The organism is Pseudomonas asiatica (assembly GCF_040214835.1).
Taxonomy (GTDB): domain Bacteria; phylum Pseudomonadota; class Gammaproteobacteria; order Pseudomonadales; family Pseudomonadaceae; genus Aquipseudomonas; species Aquipseudomonas putida_Z.
Map to the genome: position 1 here is coordinate 2,839,226 of NZ_CP157874.1, position 14,783 is coordinate 2,854,008.

Here is a 14,783-nt window from a genome sequence, read left to right on the forward strand (position 1 = left end):
CTATGGCGCCGATGCACTGAGGCTACTGTTGGATGTACGCCTGACCAAGGTAGGCCGCAGAGAAGCCGGTATAACGCCAAAGGATATGATCATGCTCGTTGCCGACCTGCGGGTTTTCCTCGCTGTCGTCGCCGCCGGCACCCTGTCAGCGGCAGGCCGCCAGCTCGATGTGTCGCCCATGCAGGTATCACGCAGGCTTGCGGCATTGGAGGAAGAACTCGGCGTGCGCCTGTTCCATCGAACCACCCGTGCCGTGGCCCTGACGGCAGAGGGTGAGGCGCTGCTGCCGTATGCCAGGACCATGACGGAAGCCGAGGACAGCGCGCTTGGCGAGTTGCGGCCGTCATCAAGCACCGTCAAAGGGCTGTTGCGTATTACAGCGCCCAGTGTTTTCGGCCAGGGCATCGTGGTTGGGCTGCTGCCGCAACTGCTGGCTCGGTACCCGGACCTGCGCATCGACCTGGATGTGTCGGACAAACTGGTGGACCTGGTCGGGCAGGGCCTTGACCTGGCCTTGCGCGTAGCGCCCCTGGCCGACTCGGAACTGGTGGCGCGCAAGATCGCCCCCAACCCGAGGGTGCTGTGCGCAGCGCCCGCTTACCTGCAACAGCACGGCCAGCCGCGCACAATGGCGGACCTGGAACAACATGCCTGCATCATGCTGCAGGCTGTGCCACGCTGGCCGTTCGTGGTCGACGGGGGCCTGCAGCATCGACGCATGCAGGCGCGGGTGAGTACCAGCAGCGTGGAGGCTGTGAGGTCGGCCGCTGTTCAAGGATTGGGCATCGCCATGCTGGCTCATTGGGATGTGTTTCAGCACATCCGTGACGGCCTGCTGGTAGAGATCACGCTGCAGGACGCACAGATGGAGCAGTTGGCCGTCTGGGCGGTGATGCCGACCCGTCGCTACGTACCGGCGCGGGTGAAAGTGTTTCTCGAGGCGCTGGAAGGCGCGCTGGCGCGTCACGGCCGGCCAGCTTGAACCGCCCGCCCGCGAAGAGGAGCACAAATGTATCCCCTGCGTGGGCCTTCGACCAGGCAATCAGTTTCAGCTGGCACTGTAGCGCGGTGCCAGCCGGTTGCTGGAAAGCTCACCGAACAGGGCCTGACGGTTGCTCTCGTAGGTTTCGTAGCGCTGCAGGTCATGCAGGGCAGGGATGGAGATCAGTACCTTGTTGTCGAAGTCCTGTAGGGCGCCTTCGACCAGGTCGTCAACCGACATCACGATACCTGGGTCGAGGTTCTCCACCGGCAAGCCGCCAATCGCCCAGAAGTCGGTGGCCGTGGCACCAGGCAGCACGGCCTGGACCTGGATGCCGTGTGGTGAAAGTTCCTTGTACAGCGACTGGGTGAAGGCGGTGACGTACGCCTTGCTGGCGCCATAAACGCCATTGAGCAGCTCCGGGACCAGGCTGACGACCGACGAGATATTGATCACTGCACCTTGCTGGCGGGCAACGAAGCCTGGCGTTACGGCATAGGTAAGGCGGGTGAGGGCGGTGACGTTGAGGCTGATCATCTCGGCCATGCGTTCGACATCGCTTTCCAGCAGGGGGGTATGGGTGCCGATACCGGCATTGTTCACCAGCAGGGTGATGCTCGCGTCTTCACGCAACTTGCGCTCGACCCGGGCGAGTTCCTCGGGGCTTGCCAGGTCTGCCGGGAAGACTTCGACACTTTGCCGGGTTTCCTGGCTGATGCGGCTGGCCAGCGCATTGAGGCGGTCGCGGTTGCGTGCGACCAGCACGAGGTCATAGCCGAGGCGGGCCAGGCGCTCGGCGTATACCGCGCCGATACCCGAGGAAGCGCCGGTAATGAGAGCGGTGCCTTTGTGCGAGTGAGTCATGATTCAAGCTCCAGTGGTTGGGGACTGGGGCCATGATGCGGTAGATTTTCACTGGCTCAAATGACGTATATGGTAGTGTTTCAGGACACTACCATACGGAGCCCGGTCATGCATCGCATCGGCTATCTGATCACCGAAGGTTTTCAAATCATGGGCCTGGCCACGCAGACGGTGTTCGAGGTCGCCAACCTCGTCGCCGGGGAGGCGTTTTACCGGGTGCAGAACTTCTCGGTAGGTGGCGGCATGGTCCGCTCATCGCTGGGTATGCCCATCGAAACCCTGCCGTTGGCTGCACCAGGCCTGGCTGACACCTGGATGGTCAGCGGTACCCTGACCCCCGAGACGCCCCCCGCCGATGAGGTGCTGGCGTGTGTGCAAGGCTTTGTTGCCAGTGCGCGCAGGACTGCCGGGCTGTGTACCGGCACCTTCGTGCTGGCTCAGGCCGGCGTGCTGGACAATCGCCGGGCCACCACCCACTGGGCCTATGCCAAGGCACTGCGCACCCTGCACCCCAAGGTCGAGGTCGACGATGACCGGATCTTCATCATCGATGGGCCGGTCTGGACATCGGCGGGCATGACCGCGGCCCTCGACATGGCGCTGGCCATGGTGGAGAAAGACCTGGGGGCAGAGCTGGCCAGGTCGGTGGCGCACAAGTTGGTGATGCATCAGCGGCGCTCGGGCGGGCAGTCGCAACATTCCGAACTGCTCGCCCTGGCGCCGAAGTCGGACCGCGTCCAGAGCGCCCTGGAATACGCCCGCCAGCACCTGAGCCGCCCGCTCAGTGTCGAAGAGCTGGCCGGTGTGGTGCACCTGAGCCCCAGGCAGTTCACCCGGGTGTTCACTGCCGAAACCGGGCAGTCCCCGGCCAAGGCCGTGGAGAACCTGCGCCTGGAGGCTGCCCGCCTGATGATCGAGCAAAGCCGGCACAGCCTGGACGTGGTGGCCAGGGAGACAGGCTTCAGAGACCGCCGGCACCTGCGCGAGGTGTTCATCCGCGGGTTTGGGGTGCCGCCGCAGGCGGTGCGCAGGGATGCCAGGCGAGTGGTCTAGAGGGTCGTTCAGGCTTCCTCGAAATGCATCTCCGGTGGCTTGCGCTTGAAACCACGGGTAATCACGGTCAGGTAGAGCACCCCGAGGCAGAGCCAGCCTGCCCCCAGGTAGATCGCCAGGTGATCGAGACTCGCCATCAGCCACAAGGTGGAGGCAAAGCCCACCAGGGGGAATGCGAGGTACATCAGCAGCGCGTTGGCACCACGCTGCTGCATGGCAACCCAGTAGTGGAAGATCACCGCCAGGTTGACCAGGCTGAAGGCGAGAAAGGCACCGAAGTTGATGAACGAGGTGGAGGTCGTCACGTCCATGCGCAAGGCGAGCAGGGCGACCACTCCGCACAGGATGATGCTGGGCACCGGCGTGCTGAAGCGTTCGCTCAGCTTGCCGAAGAATGACCTGGGCAGCACACCGTCACGTCCCATCGCATACAGCAGGCGGGAGGCGCTGGCTTGCGCCGACAGGCCCGAAGTGAACTGGCCGACGATCAGCCCCAGCAGGAAGATGCTGACGAAGATGTCGCCACCGATGTTCTGGGCAATTTCATAAGCCGCCGCGTCGGCGTTGGCAAAGTCGGTGGACGGGTGAGCGAGCTGAACGAAGTAGCTGCAGGCGATGAACAGCCCACCGCCGATCAGGGTGATCAGCAGGATGGCTTTCGGGATGTTCTTGCGTGGTTCCCTGGTTTCTTCGGTCAGGGTGCTGACCGCGTCGAAGCCCAGGAATGAATAGCAGGCAATCGCCGCACCGCTCATGATCAGCGGCAACTGGGTGCCTTCCTTGTAGAACGGCTCGAGTGTCCACAGCGGCACCGTGGGGTCGCCCCAGACATAATGCACCGCGAGTGCAACGAACGCGGCCAGCACCAGCAGCTGAATGAACATCAACAGGCCATTGACGGCCTTGGCCAGCCGCAGGCCGATCACATTGATCGTCGTGGTGATGCCGATGAATGCCAGCACCCAAATGGCTTGCGGCACGCCCGGGAACGCCGAGTGCAGATAGGCCGCGCCAATGAGCCAGATCGCCATGGGCAGGAACAGGTAGTCGAGCAACACCGCCCACCCGGTGATGAAGCCCAGCTGCGGGCTGATCGATTTGCGCACGTAGGTATAGGCGGACCCGGCGACCGGGAAGGCGCGCGCCATGTGGCCGTAGCTCAAGGCGGTAAAGAGCATGGCGATGGCGGCAGCGAGGTAGGCTGCGGGTACCCTCCCTCCCGTGGTCTCGGCCAGGATACCGAATGTGCCCAGGACGATGATGGGGGTCATGTAGGCGATGCCGAAAAGCACCACCGAGCCCAGCGAAAGCGTTCGCTTGAGTGTGGCCATTACTGCTTGCTCCAGCTTGTGATTGTTATTCAGAGTCGAACACGCTGCCGTCCCTGGCGGCCTTGCATTCCAGTAAGAGAGCCTGGAAGGGTGGAATATTCAGGAGGGGATGATCAGTTCGCGAAGGCCGTTGGCGTGCTCGACCTGTTCACCCGGCAGCTGGATGCGGCGCTGGGCGATGTAGGTGTAGTCGCGCCGTGACTGCTGCAGTTGCTCCATGGCCAGCTCGACGGTCATGCGGCACTCGCCACGGCCGGCTTCGCACAGCAACTGGCCGTACGTGTCGACGACGGCACTGCCGCCAGCGAAGACCAGGCCGCCATCACCGTCGCCCACGCGGTTGACCATGACCGCGAAGGCCTGGTTTTCCATGGCGCGTGCGGTGATGGCGGTTCTGTGAGTGGGCCCGTACGGGTCCATGTTGCCGTTGGTGACAATGATCAGTTCTGCGCCCAGCTGCCCCAGGGCACGGGCGGTTTCGGGGAATTCGATGTCAAAGCAGATCAGCAGGCCGACACGGATGCCTTTGAACAGGGCTGTCGCAAAACGGTCGCCTGGGGTGAAAACCCCGCAGTCCGATGCCCAAAGGTGGGTCTTGCGGTAGGTGAGCGCTACGCCTTCAGGCGTAACCAGCACGGTGGTGTTGTAGAAACGACCGTCGTCTGCGGCTTCGGCCAGCCCGACGACCACGGCAACGTTTTGCGCTTGTGCGGCCTGTTGGACTGCCGTGATGCTCGGGCCATCCAGTGGCTCGGCGATGCGGCCGATGTTTTCTTCGGTTGGGAAGCCCATCAACTGGGTTTCCGGAAAGACCAGCAGATCGGTATCGGCGCCGCAGTTGCCGATCGCCTCGATGGTGCGCTGCAGGTTGTACGCGGTATCGCCATCGCGACCGGCCAGTTGGACAAGCTCTACCTTCATTTCCAATCCTCGACTAACGGCTTCGACCGCCATGCCCTGGCGGCATGGGGTGTAAAAAACGATCCCGGTACAGGTTCGCTCAGCGTAAGCTAGCCCGGATTATGGGGTGGTCATCATGGCGGGGGGTATTACGCCCACGTGGTAACCCAACAGGGGTAGAGGATGAATTTTACGCTGCACGACATCGCCTGGCACCGATCGGTAGGCCAATTGATCGAAACCCTCGACAAGGACCACTTCTGGACAGCCCTGGTGCGGTTGCTGAACGAGTACGTTGCCTGCGACAGCTGGGTTGCGCTGCTGTTTTCCGCAGGGCGCCCGCAGGTGTTCGCCGAATGCCCCAGTGCAGACGGCAACCCTGATCCGCTGTTCCAGGATTACCTGAACGGCCTGTACCTGCTGGACCCGTTCTACGTGGCCAGCCGAGAGGCTGCGGTGTCCGGCCTGGTGCGCCTGGCGGATGTGGCCCCTGAATGTTTCGAGCAGACAGACTACTACCAGCGCTATTTCCGGCTTAACGTGGTTGCCGATGAAATTCAGTACAACGTGCAGCTGGATGCGCAGCGCACGCTGTGCCTGTCGCTGGGTAGCAAGCGCCGGTTCAGCATCGAACAGGTCACCCTGCTGGAACTGTTGCGGCCGTGGGTAACTGCGCTGATGCGCCAGCGGATGACCTTCGAGCGGGAGTTGCTGGAAGAGGCCACCAAGCCCGCGCCGCACTGGCAAAGCCGCATGGAGGACAGGGTCGAGCAGATGGAGTCGCCGCTGACCGGGCGTGAGCTGGAGGTGGGCAGGCTGATGCTCAGCGGGTGTTCCAGCAAAGAGATCGCGCGCAAGCTTGAAATCTCCGTGGAGACAGTGAAAGTGCACCGCAAGCATATGTACAGCAAGCTGGGTATCAAATCGCAGTCGGAGCTGTTTTCGCTGTTTCTTCAGGCCCAGCTGGGTTGATTCCGGCCAACTGCATACCCCGCGAACACCGGCTTGGCCGGTGCCATCCACCGCGTCGCCTGCTTCGCGGGCATGCCCGCTCCCACAAGGACCGCGCTGGCACCCAGGCCTGCGCTGCATCTTCAGATTCGACTGGTAATCAGAAATGACCCGCCCGCTGTTTGTTTCCATCGATGGGCCCAAGGGCACTGGCAAGACCACGCTTCTGGAGGCGGTTACCAAGGCCCTGAGGGCTGACAACAAGAAAGTGATCCGGCTTTGCGAGAAAAAAAGCGATCCCTACCGGGGAGAAACCATGGCCCTCGTCAACCAACTGGTCAGAAACCCCTCCCGGGACCTGGAATTGAGGGTATGCGAGCGCTTCGCCGAAAGCCGTGCCTGGATTTCCCGGCATGTGCTGCCCAGGCAGCCAGTAGACAGCATCATCCTGATCGATCGCTGGTACCCGTCTGATGCCGCATTTCGCCGTAGCGTGGCGTTCGACGAGATCCTGCGCCTGAACCTCGAGCGAAATGTGCAAGTGCCCGATTTGCATGTCGGCGTTGTCACGGCCCCTGATACTTCATGGGCAAGGGCCGCGGCACGAACGCGTGGGTTGGGCAGTACGGTGATCCATAGCCTGGACGAGCAGGTTGCCTGTACCGAGGCGTTCGAACGTGCGGTAGCGGAACACGGCTGGGTACTGTGCCGTAATGAAGGGGCCATCGAGGATGCAACGCTGCAGGTAGTGGCTGAGATCGATGGCGTGCTTCAGTGTGTTGATCGGGCTGGGGGCTGGCCTGTTCGCGGTGGTAGCTGACGTACCCCGGTGGATGCTGCATCATGCCTGGCCATTTACCGCCCCAGGGAGACAGCGATGATCAAGACCGGCGATACACTGCCCGACGTAACGCTTTACCAGTACAGCAACGGCGAGGGCGGTTGTGCGATCGGCCCGAACGCGTTTTCCCTGCACGAGCGCTGCAAGCAGAAAAAAGTGGTGATCTTCGGCTTGCCTGGTGCCTTCACGCCAACCTGTTCGGAACGGCATGTTCCGGGTTACGTGGCTGCGGCCCAGGATCTGTTCGCTACCGGGGTTGCCGAAATTCTCTGTGTTTCGGTCAATGATGCATTCGTCATGAATACCTGGGGCGCGAGCCTGCAGGTGGGCGAGGCGGTCAGGATGATTGGCGATGGCAACGGTGAGTTCAGCGAGGCGCTGGGCCTGATTCAGGACCTCTCGGCACGCGGCATGGGCCGGCGTTCGCAACGCTATGCCATGTTGGTCGACAACCTGGTGGTCCGGCACATCGCGGTCGAAGCACCCGGCAAGTTCGAGTGCAGCGACGCCGCGAGCATGTTGGCTGTTTGTAAGCCCTGAAGGCATACACAGGTCCTGTGGGAGATTGCCCAGCCCTTTGGGCCGCGCTGTCGCACAGATAACGGAGTTCGCAAGCGATCCTCGTACCCTGTGGGAGCGGCTTTAGCCGCGAAGAATCCAACGCGGTGCATGGCACCGGCTGCGCCGGTGTTCGCGGCTAAAGCCGCTCCCACAGGGTCCCTGCTAATTCAATGAGTTATGTGCAGTTCTATGGGAGCGCATGCGGTGTAACGGCTACGCGGCAAAGTCGGTAGAGAGCGACAGGTCCCGCCACTGGGCCAGTTCTTGCTCGACCGCGCTGTTCTTGGCCTCGATGCGCGCGACGGCGTCGCTGCCCAGCGCCAGGCGCAGTGGCGGGTTCGCTGCATTGGCCAGGACCAGCAGGGCTTCGGCCAGCTTCGCCGGGTTGCCGGGCTGGGCATGGTTGGCTGCCTCGGCGTAGTGGCGCATGACGCCGACGGTGGCTGCGTAGTCAGGCAGCTCCAGCGCCGTCTTCACCAGCGATTGGTCATCCAGGAAGTCGGTACGGAAGAAGCCCGGCTCGACCACGGTTACCTTGATCCCCAAGGGGGCCAGCTCCTGATGCATCGCTTCGCTGATGCCTTCGACCGCGAACTTGGTCGAACCGTACACCCCCCAGCCCATGTAGGCCTGGTAGCCGCCGAGCGACGAGATGTTGATCACGTGGCCGCTGCGTTGGCGACGCATGTGGGGCAGTACGGCGCGGGTTACGTTGAGCAGCCCGAAAACGTTGGTGGCGAACAGCCGTTCGGTTTCGCTGGCGCTGGTTTCTTCTACCGCGCCGAGCACGCCAAAACCGGCATTGTTGACCAGCACGTCGATTTGCCCGAAATGCTTGATGCCAGCAGCGACCGCCGCATGGGCGTCCTCTTCGCGGGTCACATCCAGCCGCACGGCCAGCAGGTTCGGGTGCTGGCCAAGGCGAGCCTCGATGTCTTCCGGGTTACGCGCCGTTGCGATGACGGCGTCACCCGCTGCCAGGGCCTGTTGGGCGATCAGGGTGCCGAAACCGCGGGAAGCGCCAGTAATGAGCCAGGTACGCATGTCAACTCCTCCTGTATCCGACCCTGCACCATGCGGGCCTTCTCGATGAGTTGAGCGAACTTTAAAATCTTCGGATTGATGTGATAATCCCATGAATATTACATAGGCCTTTGAGTAGCTTTCAGCAATGAAGCCAACCAGCACCGCCGATCTGTCCCTGTTCCTGTGTATTGCCCGCCACCTGAACTTCAGCCGCGCGGCGGTCGAGCTGGGCCTTACGCCCTCGGCCCTCAGCCATGCGCTGCGGGCCCTGGAAACCCGTCTTGATGTTCGCCTGTTCAACCGCACCACGCGCAGTGTGGCGCTTACCGAGGCCGGGGAGCGTCTATACCAGAGGCTGCAACCGGCCTTTCGGGACATCGCCGACGCGCTGGAGGACCTCAACAACTTCCGCGACAAACCGTCAGGCAACCTGCGCATCACCGCCGGGCGCGCCGCAGTAGAGCTCGCGCTACTGCCACTGGCCAATCGCTTTCTGCTGGCGTATCCGGATATACGCCTGGAAATCGTCAGTGACGATGCGCTGGTGGACATGGTGGGCACCGGCTTTGACGCCGGCGTGCGCCTGGGGGAGCGACTCCAGGCGGACATGGTTTCGCTGCCCATCGGCCCTTACCTTCGTTCGGTGGTGGTAGCGGCGCCCGCGTTCTTCGATCGATATCCTGTTCCACAGCACCCGCAAGACTTGAAGCAGCTACCTTGCATCGGGCACCGCTTCCCAGGTGGCGCACTTTATCGATGGGAATTCGAGCGCGGGGGCGTGCAACTGGAGGTCGATGTCCAGGGGCCCTTGGTATTGGGTGACGTCAGCCTGATGCTGGCGCCTGCCTTGCAAGGGCTCGGCCTGGCCTATGTGTTCGAAGACATGGCCAAGGAGCACCTGGAGCGTGGCCATCTGCAGCAGGTGCTGGGGGACTGGTGTCACTACTACCCGGGGCTGTATCTGTACTACCCGAGCCGCCGCCAGGTGCCTGCGGCGTTGCGGGCCTTTATCGAGTTCGTACGGGAGCAGCGCTAGCGTGAGCGTGGCTTCTGGAGGCAGGTAAGGAAGGGCTAAACTGGCGCCAGTTCCAGACGTTCGCTTTGCCGTCGCTGCCCGCATACCTCGGAGGTAACTCATGGCTTCTGCACCTGAAAGGCTCTTTTTCGAGGACTTGCAAGTAGGTGAGTCCTTCATGAGCGGCTCGTATGAAATGACCCAGGAACGGATCCTGAGCTTCGCCTCGGAGTTCGACCCCCAGCCATTCCATACGGACCCCGATGCTGCCCAAAAAACCTTTTTTGCTGGGCTGGCTGCTAGCGGCTGGCATACATCCGCAGTCACGATGCGGTTATTGGTAGAGAGTGTTCCTGTGGCCGGAGGGCTCATCGGGGCCGGCAGCGAAATCACCTGGCCAAGGGCCGTGCGACCAGGTGACCTGCTGCGAGTGACCACAACCATAAGGGAGCTTGCCGCGTCGAAGTCTAAGCCTGACCGGGGCTTCGCTGTCCTTGAAAGCACCACGCTCAATCAGGACGATGCCGTATGCCAAACCACTGTTTCAAAGGTATTGGTGTTTCGCCGGGCAGATGTGTAAGGCCCCGCTGCCGCGCACATCTCATCTCTTGCCCGGTAATACCGAACCGAGAACTTGCCTGGCCGTCTGCACGATGACCCCAGCCTGGTCCGGGTCGCCCTTGAGCAGGCTGCTGGCGAACTTCTTCGCCTGTTCAAGCTTGATGTGCGGCGGCAAGGGAGGTACGTCCGGATCGGTCTTGAACTCGATCAACACCGGTCGGTCAGCCGCCAGGGCTCGCTCCCAGGCGTCGGCAATGTCTTCTTCGCGTTCCACATAGATGCCTTGCAAACCGATGGAGATGGCGAACAGATGGTAGGGCACATCAGGAATCGTCTGTGAGGCCTCGAACTTGGGGTCGCCCTCCATTACCCGTTGCTCCCAGGTCACCTGGTTGAGGTCTTCGTTGTTGAACACCGCGCAGATCCACTGGGGGTTTTCCCACAGGCGCCAGTACTTGGCGACGGTGATCAGCTCGGCCAGGTTGTTCATCTGCATCGCCCCGTCACCCACCAATGCCACCACGCTGCGCCGCGGATGGGCGAACTTGGCGGCGATGGCATAGGGTACCGCCGCACCCATGCTGGCCAGGCCACCGGACAACGAACACTGCATGCCCTGGCGTATCTGCAGGTCGCGGGCAAACCAGTTGGCGCAGGACCCGGAGTCGCTGGTGACGATGGCGTGGTCGGGCAGGCGAGGGGAGAGTTCGTGCACCACGCGCTGGGGGTTGATCGGGTCGGCCTTGACCAAGGCGCGTTTCTGCAGGGTCTTGTCCCAGTCTGCGCGCCAGCCTTCGACCTTGTCGCGCCAACGGCGCTCGGTCTTGTGTTCGAGCAATGGCAGCAGTGCCCGCAGCGTTTCGCTGGCGTCGCCGACCAGGTTGACCTCCATGGGGTAGCGCAGGCTGAGCATGTCTGGCTGCAAATCGATCTGCACGCCACGGGCCTGGCCTTCCTCAGGCAGGAACTCGGCGTAGGGGAAGCCGGAACCGATCATCATCAAGGTGTCGCATTCGCTCATCAACCGATAACTCGGTTCGGTACCTAGCAGCCCGATGGCGCCGGTGACCCAGGGCAGGTCGTCTGGCACTACGGCCTTGCCCAGCAGCGCCTTGGCCACACCTGCACCAAGCGTTTCGGCTACCGCTATCACCTGTTCGGTGGCTTGCAGTGCACCGGCACCGACCAGGATCGCCACTTTTCGCCCAGCGTTGAGTACCTCGGCGGCACGTTGCAGGTCCTGCTCGAAAGGCACCACCCTGGGCCTGCTGTAGCCGATGCCGGAATGCACCGTGCCATGGGCTTTCGGTGGTTCGTGGTAGGGCAGGTCCTGCAGGTCGTTGGGCAGGATGATGGCGGTGACCCGGCGTTCGCCGACGGCGGTACGTACAGCGCGATCGAGCAAGTGGCGCACCTGTTCCGGGGTCGAAGCCTGCTGGACGAAGGCACCTGCGACGTCCTTGAACATCGACAGCAGGTCCAGCTCCTGCTGGTAATGCCCGCCAAGCGCTGCTCGCGCCTGCTGACCGACGATGGCCAGCACCGGCTGGTGATCCATGCGCGCGTCATACAGGCCGGTAAGCAGATGTGAAGCGCCGGGGCCGGAGGTGGCAATGCACACGCCCAATTCGCCGGTGAACTTGGCATGGGCGCTGGCCATGAAGGCCGCCATTTCCTCGTGGCGTGCCTGGATGAACTGGATCTTGCCCTCGGCCCGGCTCAACGCCCCGAATACCCCGTTGATGCCGTCGCCGGGGTAACCGAAGATGCGCCGCACCCCCCATTGATACAAGCGCTCCACCAGAAAGTCGCCTACCGTGCTGGTCATTGTCTTCTCCCGTCCTGTGACCGATAGGGGTCTGGACTTGGCTCGGATCGGGAAAGTTTCAAGCGTGTGCGCACTGGTCTACCGACTGGAACCTTGCATGAGCCATCGGGTTCGCAAGTGAACCTACAACAGGATCAGGATGCTCGACATGAATGCGACAGACACTGCGGGTGCCACCGTGCAGACCTTGTATTTCAAGGACGACGGTGCAACGCCGAACAGCCGTTTCCCGGTATTGCTGTACCGCTTGCAACTCAACCCGTCGCAAGACTGCGCCAGTGCCTTCGAGGCGCTGTTCAAGAAAGCGCAGCGCACCAGCAGGCGCTGGCGCGAATCGCTTCCGTGCCCGACCCCGCACAAGACCCGTTCAACGGCACGCGTGGCGCCCTGATGACGGCCTGGCGCTGAGTTTCTGAGCCGGTCGTCGTCGCTGCTGAACGGCTGCACTCAAGCCAGGATCAATCGAGCTGAGTCGCCCGATTTCACTCAGCCAGCAGGAGTTACAGCGATGGCCAAGTACCTGTACCTGATCAGCTACATCCTCGACAACCAACCCGGCACCTGCGAGTTGCGCAGCGACCAGGAGGACCTGAGCCGCGAAGCGGCGCGCGATTACCTGCAAGGCATGCACCGCAACGAAGCGTCATCTTTCACTGACGTGCAGGTGCAGCGTCTGGAGCACGACCATGAGCCAGGCACTTCGCCGGGGCATTATCAGCAGCCATGAAAAGGTGAGGGCTGGCAGATGAAACGAAGAGGTGAAACCTACAGACGGTGGTGCGACCCGATCCTGCACCATCAAACCCATGAGGAAACGCTCGGCACCGGCACCTGCCTGGAAGTGCAGACGCGCTTGTCACGCACAGGCGCCACGCAGTTGTTCATCGGTGTCTATCGCACCGACGGTTCCGTGCTGTGCGAACGGATCTACGACCAGCGCGCAGGGGAAACCATGAGGCGGGCGCTGCTGTGGGGTGTGGGGTATGCCCGGCGCGTCGCGGCTGAGGGCGAGGCGTTGCGTGGCGAACCAGCAGGTAGTTGAATGATTTATCTGGGTTGCGCTGGCTGGAGCCTGCCGAGCCGTTACGCCGAGGCATTTGCGCAGCCCGGCAGCCACCTGCAACGCTACGCCAGCCGCTTCAATGCGGTGGAAATCAACAGTTCCTTCTACCGACCCCATCGCCCCGAAACCTACGCCCGTTGGGCTGCGTCCGTGCCTGAGCATTTCCGCTTTGCGGTGAAGGTGCCCAAGGCCATCAGCCATGAGCAGCGGCTCTGCGGGTGTGAGGACGCGCTGGACAGGTTTCTTGCTCAATGCGGGCAGTTGGGCGACCGCCTGGGTTGCCTGCTGGTACAACTGCCGCCATCGCTTGGCCATGACCCCGAGCATGCGCGACGTTTCTTCGAAAGCCTGCGGCAACGGTATGACGGGCCGGTAGCGCTGGAGCCCAGGCACGCCAGCTGGCAATCGGCGCAGCCGATGCTGGTCGATTTGCGCATCGCCCAGGTTGCCGCAAGCCCGTCGCGTTTCGTTACCGATGCGCAACCGGGTGGTTGGCCAGGGCTGGTCTACTGGCGCCTGCATGGCGAACCGAAGATCTACCACAGCGAGTATCCCGACGAATATCTGCAGCGTCTGGCTGAACGCTTGCAGCACAGCCTTGCCGCCGGAGTGCCCACCTGGTGCATTTTCGACAACACCGCCTCCGGTGCTGCGATAGCCGATGCACTGGCTTTGGAGCGGCATTTGCGCTGAGGACGTGATGGAAACATGGCGATGGAAAAGAGCGATGACCAACCAGTCAAAATTAATGAATCTTTTTACACGTTGCTCGCTCCATTAGTCTGAATTGGTGAAGGAGAGTGCAATGGCTGGACAGCAGTTGTATGTGATCGAGTACGAGCTTCATGGGGAATTTCGCACCTTCATCATCCGGCTCGAGCGTATGGACAACGCCGAAGCCTGGCACTGGGCAAGTTGCGATGCCGGCGTGGGTATCATCCCGCGGTTCGGCCAGCACAAGATCAAGAAGGTCAGCCGGCCGATGGCTGAGCGCTACGGCATCAACAATGTGCGCTGGCGGGTATCGGGCGACGGGCCGGAGTTCGTCGCACCGACCATTGATGTAAAGAAATTCTCCAATAGCGGTACCGGCGGTACCTGAAGCTTGTTGTGACCAGGACCTGCCTGAAATCTTCAGGCAGGCCTTCACTCATGGGTTCGCTTCTCAAGTTTCGAGGCACCATCATTCTCACTTTCAGGAGCCAGTACGTGCCGCGAATCATCACTCCAGGCACCCCTGAACACGAGATCAGCGAGCGGAACGCCCGCATGTTCGGTTCGCCAAAAGAGCGCCTTGATTTCTACCGCCGTGAAATCCAGTACGAGACCAGCATCCTCGCCAACCGCACTGACGCCTATCTTGCCGCGCAGTCGTTTCTGGTGATCGCCTTCGTATCGTCGATGGGTAACCTCAATCAGAGCTGGGGCGAGATGTTCACGCTGGTGGTTCCGCCGTTTCTCGCATTGCTGGGCGTGTTGAGTTCACTCAATGCCTGGCCGGGCATTCGCGCGGCCTACAAGATCATCGAGCACTGGCAATTGAAACAGAGCCACCTTCTGCGCAGCGAGCCACTGATGGGTCTGGCATATGACGAATCGCCACTGTTCAGCGAGGCGGAAACCTCCCTGGCCGGGCACCGCAAGTCGTTGTTGTTTTCGCTGCGTACACCTTGGATATTCCTGGTCTTCTGGATGATTCTCGGTATTTACGCGGTATTCATCCAGCTGGCCTGAGCAGCGCGGCTGCCCCCGAGACAACGCGGTGCTCCAATCGTTGTCGACTTTGATTACCGCCACCTTCAAAGCC

Annotated in this window: 18 protein-coding genes; 13 read left to right on the forward strand and 5 right to left on the reverse strand. The window is 62.0% G+C overall.

Annotated features, from left to right (window positions below):
• Positions 1-91: 91 nt before the first annotated feature.
• Positions 92-982, forward strand: coding sequence for a LysR family transcriptional regulator (locus ABNP31_RS12745; protein WP_085664877.1), 891 nt, complete (start codon positions 92-94; stop codon positions 980-982).
• 66 nt (positions 983-1,048) lie between these two features.
• On the opposite strand, the gene ABNP31_RS12750 is transcribed toward ABNP31_RS12745, so the two are convergent.
• Positions 1,049-1,846, reverse strand: coding sequence for an SDR family NAD(P)-dependent oxidoreductase (locus tag ABNP31_RS12750; RefSeq protein WP_085664876.1), 798 nt, complete (start codon positions 1,844-1,846; stop codon positions 1,049-1,051).
• 108 nt (positions 1,847-1,954) lie between these two features.
• Between ABNP31_RS12750 and ABNP31_RS12755 the strand changes: the two genes are divergently transcribed.
• A complete protein-coding gene (locus ABNP31_RS12755) occupies positions 1,955-2,899 on the forward strand; it encodes a GlxA family transcriptional regulator (RefSeq protein ID WP_085664875.1) in 945 nt (314 codons plus the stop codon).
• Positions 2,900-2,907: 8 nt separating this feature from the next.
• Here ABNP31_RS12755 and ABNP31_RS12760 read toward each other — a convergent pair whose 3' ends face one another.
• Both ABNP31_RS12760 and ABNP31_RS12765 read right to left on the reverse strand, forming a co-directional pair.
• Positions 2,908-4,230, reverse strand: coding sequence for an APC family permease (locus ABNP31_RS12760; RefSeq protein ID WP_085664874.1), 1,323 nt, complete (start codon positions 4,228-4,230; stop codon positions 2,908-2,910).
• A gap of 99 nt (positions 4,231-4,329) precedes the next feature.
• The gene (locus ABNP31_RS12765; protein WP_238066290.1) at positions 4,330-5,151 is read right to left on the reverse strand and encodes a carbon-nitrogen hydrolase family protein; all 822 of its coding nucleotides are present in this window, start codon (positions 5,149-5,151) and stop codon (positions 4,330-4,332) included.
• Positions 5,152-5,313: 162 nt separating this feature from the next.
• Here ABNP31_RS12765 and ABNP31_RS12770 point away from each other — a divergent pair, with 162 nt between their 5' ends.
• The 3 genes from ABNP31_RS12770 (at position 5,314) to ABNP31_RS12780 (ending at position 7,462) form a co-directional block, all read left to right on the forward strand.
• Positions 5,314-6,102, forward strand: a complete 789-nt coding sequence (locus ABNP31_RS12770; protein WP_085664872.1) for a helix-turn-helix transcriptional regulator — start codon at positions 5,314-5,316, stop codon at positions 6,100-6,102.
• Between the two features lie 145 nt (positions 6,103-6,247).
• Positions 6,248-6,901 (forward strand): dTMP kinase, encoded by a 654-nt coding sequence (locus tag ABNP31_RS12775; RefSeq protein ID WP_085615806.1) that lies wholly within the window; start codon positions 6,248-6,250, stop codon positions 6,899-6,901.
• A gap of 57 nt (positions 6,902-6,958) precedes the next feature.
• Complete coding sequence (locus ABNP31_RS12780; protein ID WP_085664871.1) at positions 6,959-7,462, forward strand: peroxiredoxin; 504 nt, start codon at positions 6,959-6,961, stop codon at positions 7,460-7,462.
• A gap of 234 nt (positions 7,463-7,696) precedes the next feature.
• Here the strand turns inward: ABNP31_RS12780 and ABNP31_RS12785 are convergent, their stop codons facing one another.
• Positions 7,697-8,527: an oxidoreductase gene (locus ABNP31_RS12785; RefSeq protein WP_238066291.1), complete on the reverse strand. Its 831-nt coding sequence runs from the start codon at positions 8,525-8,527 to the stop codon at positions 7,697-7,699.
• Positions 8,528-8,654: 127 nt separating this feature from the next.
• Between ABNP31_RS12785 and ABNP31_RS12790 the strand changes: the two genes are divergently transcribed.
• Together ABNP31_RS12790 and ABNP31_RS12795 are read left to right on the forward strand one after the other, a co-directional pair.
• Positions 8,655-9,545 carry a LysR family transcriptional regulator gene (locus ABNP31_RS12790; RefSeq protein WP_075045265.1) on the forward strand — a complete coding sequence of 297 codons (891 nt, stop codon included), beginning with the start codon at positions 8,655-8,657 and terminating at the stop codon, positions 9,543-9,545.
• Between the two features lie 100 nt (positions 9,546-9,645).
• Positions 9,646-10,104: a MaoC family dehydratase gene (locus ABNP31_RS12795; protein WP_085664868.1), complete on the forward strand. Its 459-nt coding sequence runs from the start codon at positions 9,646-9,648 to the stop codon at positions 10,102-10,104.
• Positions 10,105-10,125: 21 nt separating this feature from the next.
• Here the strand turns inward: ABNP31_RS12795 and ABNP31_RS12800 are convergent, their stop codons facing one another.
• Positions 10,126-11,913: a thiamine pyrophosphate-requiring protein gene (locus tag ABNP31_RS12800; protein ID WP_238066293.1), complete on the reverse strand. Its 1,788-nt coding sequence runs from the start codon at positions 11,911-11,913 to the stop codon at positions 10,126-10,128.
• 148 nt (positions 11,914-12,061) lie between these two features.
• Here ABNP31_RS12800 and ABNP31_RS12805 point away from each other — a divergent pair, with 148 nt between their 5' ends.
• The 6 genes from ABNP31_RS12805 (at position 12,062) to ABNP31_RS12830 (ending at position 14,710) form a co-directional block, all read left to right on the forward strand.
• Positions 12,062-12,304, forward strand: a complete 243-nt coding sequence (locus tag ABNP31_RS12805) for a hypothetical protein (RefSeq protein ID WP_414058091.1) — start codon at positions 12,062-12,064, stop codon at positions 12,302-12,304.
• Positions 12,305-12,421: 117 nt separating this feature from the next.
• Positions 12,422-12,640, forward strand: a complete 219-nt coding sequence (locus tag ABNP31_RS12810) for a hypothetical protein (protein ID WP_003258752.1) — start codon at positions 12,422-12,424, stop codon at positions 12,638-12,640.
• 18 nt (positions 12,641-12,658) lie between these two features.
• The gene (locus tag ABNP31_RS12815; protein WP_085664866.1) at positions 12,659-12,955 is read left to right on the forward strand and encodes a hypothetical protein; all 297 of its coding nucleotides are present in this window, start codon (positions 12,659-12,661) and stop codon (positions 12,953-12,955) included.
• The gene (locus ABNP31_RS12820; RefSeq protein WP_085664865.1) at positions 12,956-13,669 is read left to right on the forward strand and encodes a DUF72 domain-containing protein; all 714 of its coding nucleotides are present in this window, start codon (positions 12,956-12,958) and stop codon (positions 13,667-13,669) included.
• A gap of 112 nt (positions 13,670-13,781) precedes the next feature.
• Entirely contained in the window at positions 13,782-14,078 is a 297-nt protein-coding gene (locus tag ABNP31_RS12825; protein ID WP_025339190.1) for a DUF6555 family protein, read from the forward strand.
• Between the two features lie 107 nt (positions 14,079-14,185).
• On the forward strand, positions 14,186-14,710 hold the full coding sequence (locus ABNP31_RS12830; protein WP_025339189.1) for a hypothetical protein: 525 nt from the start codon (positions 14,186-14,188) through the stop codon (positions 14,708-14,710).
• Positions 14,711-14,783: the final 73 nt, after the last annotated feature.

Coding starts and splice junctions, on each gene's coding strand:
- ABNP31_RS12745 (WP_085664877.1), top strand. CDS start 92: ATGCTCGTTGCCGACCTGCGGGTTTTCCTCGCTGTCGTCGCCGCCGGC.
- ABNP31_RS12750 (WP_085664876.1), bottom strand. CDS start 1,846: ATGACTCACTCGCACAAAGGCACCGCTCTCATTACCGGCGCTTCCTCG.
- ABNP31_RS12755 (WP_085664875.1), top strand. CDS start 1,955: ATGCATCGCATCGGCTATCTGATCACCGAAGGTTTTCAAATCATGGGC.
- ABNP31_RS12760 (WP_085664874.1), bottom strand. CDS start 4,230: ATGGCCACACTCAAGCGAACGCTTTCGCTGGGCTCGGTGGTGCTTTTC.
- ABNP31_RS12765 (WP_238066290.1), bottom strand. CDS start 5,151: ATGAAGGTAGAGCTTGTCCAACTGGCCGGTCGCGATGGCGATACCGCG.
- ABNP31_RS12770 (WP_085664872.1), top strand. CDS start 5,314: ATGAATTTTACGCTGCACGACATCGCCTGGCACCGATCGGTAGGCCAA.
- ABNP31_RS12775 (WP_085615806.1), top strand. CDS start 6,248: ATGACCCGCCCGCTGTTTGTTTCCATCGATGGGCCCAAGGGCACTGGC.
- ABNP31_RS12780 (WP_085664871.1), top strand. CDS start 6,959: ATGATCAAGACCGGCGATACACTGCCCGACGTAACGCTTTACCAGTAC.
- ABNP31_RS12785 (WP_238066291.1), bottom strand. CDS start 8,527: ATGCGTACCTGGCTCATTACTGGCGCTTCCCGCGGTTTCGGCACCCTG.
- ABNP31_RS12790 (WP_075045265.1), top strand. CDS start 8,655: ATGAAGCCAACCAGCACCGCCGATCTGTCCCTGTTCCTGTGTATTGCC.
- ABNP31_RS12795 (WP_085664868.1), top strand. CDS start 9,646: ATGGCTTCTGCACCTGAAAGGCTCTTTTTCGAGGACTTGCAAGTAGGT.
- ABNP31_RS12800 (WP_238066293.1), bottom strand. CDS start 11,913: ATGACCAGCACGGTAGGCGACTTTCTGGTGGAGCGCTTGTATCAATGG.
- ABNP31_RS12805 (WP_414058091.1), top strand. CDS start 12,062: ATGAATGCGACAGACACTGCGGGTGCCACCGTGCAGACCTTGTATTTC.
- ABNP31_RS12810 (WP_003258752.1), top strand. CDS start 12,422: ATGGCCAAGTACCTGTACCTGATCAGCTACATCCTCGACAACCAACCC.
- ABNP31_RS12815 (WP_085664866.1), top strand. CDS start 12,659: ATGAAACGAAGAGGTGAAACCTACAGACGGTGGTGCGACCCGATCCTG.
- ABNP31_RS12820 (WP_085664865.1), top strand. CDS start 12,956: ATGATTTATCTGGGTTGCGCTGGCTGGAGCCTGCCGAGCCGTTACGCC.
- ABNP31_RS12825 (WP_025339190.1), top strand. CDS start 13,782: ATGGCTGGACAGCAGTTGTATGTGATCGAGTACGAGCTTCATGGGGAA.